The organism is Streptomyces sp. LS1784, from assembly GCF_020103755.1.
In the GTDB taxonomy this organism is placed as follows: Bacteria; Actinomycetota; Actinomycetes; order Streptomycetales; family Streptomycetaceae; genus Kitasatospora.
The window spans coordinates 1-3675 of sequence record NZ_JAHSQD010000713.1 but is presented as its reverse complement, the minus strand read 5'-3'; the positions used below and the strand labels follow the sequence as shown (position 1 = coordinate 3675).

Below are 3675 nucleotides of genomic sequence, written 5' to 3'. Positions count from 1 at the left end.
CGCGAGGTGGTGGTGTCGGCGACCGACTGGGCGGCGGGCGCGCTGGTGGGCGCGGTGCCCGGGGTGGCCGGGCCGGACGGGCCGGCCGCCGGCGCGGAGGGCTTCTCGCAGCTCACCGAGGCGACGGTGATCTTCCCGGTGACCTTGGCGACGTTCAGGTTGAGCGGGTTCACCTCCACCTGCACCTCCAGGGCCGAGGCGGCGGCGGTGGTCGTGGTGACGGTCTTCTTGGAGAACTCCACCGAGACGCTGCCGATCAGCGACACGTCCACCTTGGTCGGCCCGTACAGACCGACGGCGACCGGCTTGCCGAGCACACTGAGCTTGACCGGCGCGACCACGTCGGCGGTCGGCTGCCCGTCCACCGGGCAGGTCGCCTCGGCGCTCATCGCCTCCAGGCCGAGCAGCGCGGTGGCGGGCAGGCCGGGGGCGTGCACGTCGGCGTTGACCAGCTTGACGGAGGCGGCGGCGCCCTTGGCGTCGACGCGGGTCACCGACTTGCCGACGTCCGCCTTGACCAGGGTGACCGGGGCCTGCTGGTCGACCCCGTCCACCTTGGCGGTCAGGATCGAGCCTTCGCGCTGCGCCGGCGACTCCACCTTGTTCAGCGCGATGTTGACCGGGACGTCCACCGCCTTGTTCAACAGGCTGACGTCCAGGTCGAGTTCGGCGGTGACGGCGCGCGCCTTGCCGGGCGACGGGGCGGGCTCGGCAGCGTGGACGGGCGCGGCGGTGAGCAGTGAGCCCGCCACCACGGCAGTGGCCGCGGCAGCGGAAACGATTCGGCGAGAAGACATGGCGATACCCCCACACAGGTGAAACGATGAGCCGCCAGTCTTCTCGAACAATCCGTCACATGAGTAACACAGAAAGTCATTTCACTCTTTGGGGTGAGATTGGCGTTCTGTGTCGACCAGGCTCTGCTACGGGAGCCGCCAGTCCACCGGCTGCGCCCCCTGCCGCACCAGCAGCTCGTTGGCCCGGCTGAACGGCCGCGAACCGAAGAAGCCGCGGTCGGCCGACATCGGGCTGGGGTGGACCGACTCGACCGACGGGACGCTGCCCAGCAGCGGGCGCAGGTTGCGGGCGTCACTCCCCCACAGGATCGCCACCAGCGGGCCGCCGCGCGCCACCAGCGCCCGGATCGCCTGCTCGGTGACGGCCTCCCAGCCCTTGCCCCGGTGTCCGCCGCTCTTGCGCGGCTGGACGGTGAGCACCCGGTTGAGCAGCAGCACGCCCTGGTTCGTCCACGGGGTGAGGTCCCCGTTGGACGGCTGCGGCAGGCCCAGGTCGGTGCCGTACTCCCGGTAGATGTTGATCAGGCTCGCCGGGATCGGCCGCACCTCCGGCGCCACCGAGAAGCTCAGCCCGACGGCGTGTCCGGGGGTCGGGTACGGGTCCTGCCCGACGATCAGCACCCGCACGTCGGCGAAGGGCTGCTGGAAGGCGCGCAGCACGTTCGGGCCGGAGGGCAGGTAGGTGCGGCCTGCGGCCAGTTCGGCGCGCAGGAAGTCGCCCATCGCGGCGACCCGTCCGGCGACGGGTTCCAGGGCGGTGGCCCAGCCGGGCTCGACGATCTCGTTCAGTGGACGCGGTGCCATGGTCGCCACCCTATCGGCCTACACCGACAGGGCTTTCAGCGGATGATCATGCGATCGTGGCCGGTCGAGGGGGCCGACGGGGGCCGGGCCGACGGGGCCGAGAGGGGTCGCGACTACCCGACCGGCCGCCCCCGCAGCACCACCAGCCGCGGGTCCGCGAGCACCCGGACGTCCGCCCGCGGGTCCTGCTCGTACACCACGAAGTCCGCCGGCGCACCCTCCTCCAGCCCCGGCCGCCCCAGCCACTCCCGTGCTCCCCAGCTCGCCGCCGACAGCGCCTCGGCCGGGCTCAGCCCCGCCTTGACCAGCTCCGCCACCTCGTCCGCGACCAGCCCGTGCGCCAGCGATCCGCCCGCGTCCGTACCCACGAACACGGGGATGCCGGCGTCGTGCGCGGCGCCCACGGTGTCGTACCGGCGCTCGTGCAGCCGCCGCATGTGCGCCGCCCACGCCGGGAACTTGGCCTCGCCGCCGGCCGCGAGGTCCGGGAAGGTGCCGATGTTGACCAGGGTCGGCACGATCGCCACCCCGCGCTCGGCGAAGACCGGGATCAGCTCCTCGGTCAGCCCGGTGGCGTGCTCGACGCAGTCGATCCCGGCCGCCAGCAGGTCCGGCAGCGACTCGGCGGAGAAGCAGTGCGCGGTGACCCGGGCCCCCTCCTCGTGCGCCGCCGCGATCGCCTCGGTCAGTGCGTCGCCGGGCCAGCAGGCGGCGAGGTCGCCGCGATCGCGGTCGATCCAGTCGCCGACCAGCTTCACCCAGCCGTCCCCGCACCGGGCCTCGGCCCGGACGTAGGCGGCCAGGTCGCCGGGCTCGATCTCGTGCGCGTAGTTGCGGATGTAACGGCGGGTGCGGGCGATGTGCCGCCCGGCACGGATGATCCGGGGCAGGTCCTCGCGCTCGTCGATCCACCGGGTGTCGGCGGCCGAGCCGGCGTCGCGGATCAGCAGGGTGCCGGCGTCCCGGTCGGTGAGCGCCTGCTTCTCGCTGGTCTCGGCGTCCACCGCGCCGTGCGCGTCCAGGCCGACGTGGCAGTGCGCGTCCACCAGGCCGGGCAGCACCCAGCCGGTCACCGTCCGCACGTCCCCGGCGGTCGGCGGGCGGGTGAAGCTCACCCGGCCGTCCACCACCCAGAGTTCGTCCCGGACGTCCTGCGGACCGACCAGCACCCGACCCCGCACGTGCAGCACCGCGCCATCGTTCATGGCCGCACTCTACCGACGGGTGGGTTCCGTGTAAGCAGTCACGATGCGGCAGACTCGTTTCCGGCACCCCACCCCCCGCGAAAGGCGATAAAGACGTGAGTCCCTTCCTCGACCTGCCCCCGCTCAGCGCCGCCGAGTTCGCGGCGATCGAGGACCAGGTGGCCGCGCTGCTGCACACCGAGGCCGACGTGATCGTCACCCAGGGCGAGGCGCTCCTCCCCCTGGAGGCCGCGATCCGCGGCGCCGCGCACCCCGGCTCGACCGCCCTCAACGTCGTCACCGGCCCGTACGGGCAGACCTTCGGCAACTGGCTGCGCTCCTGCGGGACGAAGGTCGTCGACCTGTCCGTGCCCTTCGACAGTGCGGTGAGTGCCGAGCAGGTCGCCGAGGCCCTGGACGCCGACCCGGAGATCGACTTCGTCTCCCTGGTGCACGCCGAGGCCGCCACCGGCAACACCAACCCGGTCGCCGGGATCGGGGCCGTGGTCCGCGAGCACGGCGCGCTGCTGATGCTCGACGCGGTCGCCTCCGTCGCCGCCGAGCCGCTGCTCACCGACGAGTGGGGCGTCGACCTGTGCGTCATCGGCGGCCAGAAGGCGATGGGCGGCCCGGCCGGAGTCTCCGCCGTGTCCGTCTCCGGACGGGCCTGGGAGCGGATCGCCGCCAACCCGGCCGCCCCGCGCCGCTCCTACCTCTCGCTGCTCGACTGGAAGGAGCGCTGGACCGACGCCGGCCGCACCGTCCTGCCGCACGCCCCGGCCCAGCTGGAGATGCTCGCGCTCGGCGCCTGCCTGGACCGGATCGCCGCCGACGGCCTGCCCGCGGTGATCGCCCGCCACCGCGCCGCCTCCGCCGCCACCCGGGCCGGC

At 73.5% G+C, this 3675-nt stretch carries 4 protein-coding genes; 1 reads left to right on the top strand and 3 read right to left on the bottom strand.

Translation table 11 applies throughout. The features are described 5' to 3' along the window. The 3 genes from KS423_RS41080 to KS423_RS41070 all read right to left on the bottom strand — a co-directional run. A partial coding sequence (locus tag KS423_RS41080) for an SCO1860 family LAETG-anchored protein (RefSeq protein ID WP_224284832.1) occupies nt 1-797 on the bottom strand: 797 nt, incomplete at its 3' end. Between the two features lie 126 nt (nt 798-923). After that, nucleotides 924-1601: a uracil-DNA glycosylase gene (locus tag KS423_RS41075; protein ID WP_224284831.1), complete on the bottom strand. Its 678-nt coding sequence runs from the start codon at nt 1599-1601 to the stop codon at nt 924-926. 113 nt (nt 1602-1714) lie between these two features. Next, nucleotides 1715-2806, bottom strand: a complete 1092-nt coding sequence (locus tag KS423_RS41070) for an amidohydrolase family protein (protein WP_224284830.1) — start codon at nt 2804-2806, stop codon at nt 1715-1717. Nucleotides 2807-2901: 95 nt separating this feature from the next. Here KS423_RS41070 and KS423_RS41065 point away from each other — a divergent pair. Beyond that, nucleotides 2902-3675 (top strand): aminotransferase class V-fold PLP-dependent enzyme (locus KS423_RS41065; protein WP_224284829.1); only part of this gene is annotated, 774 nt, incomplete at its 3' end.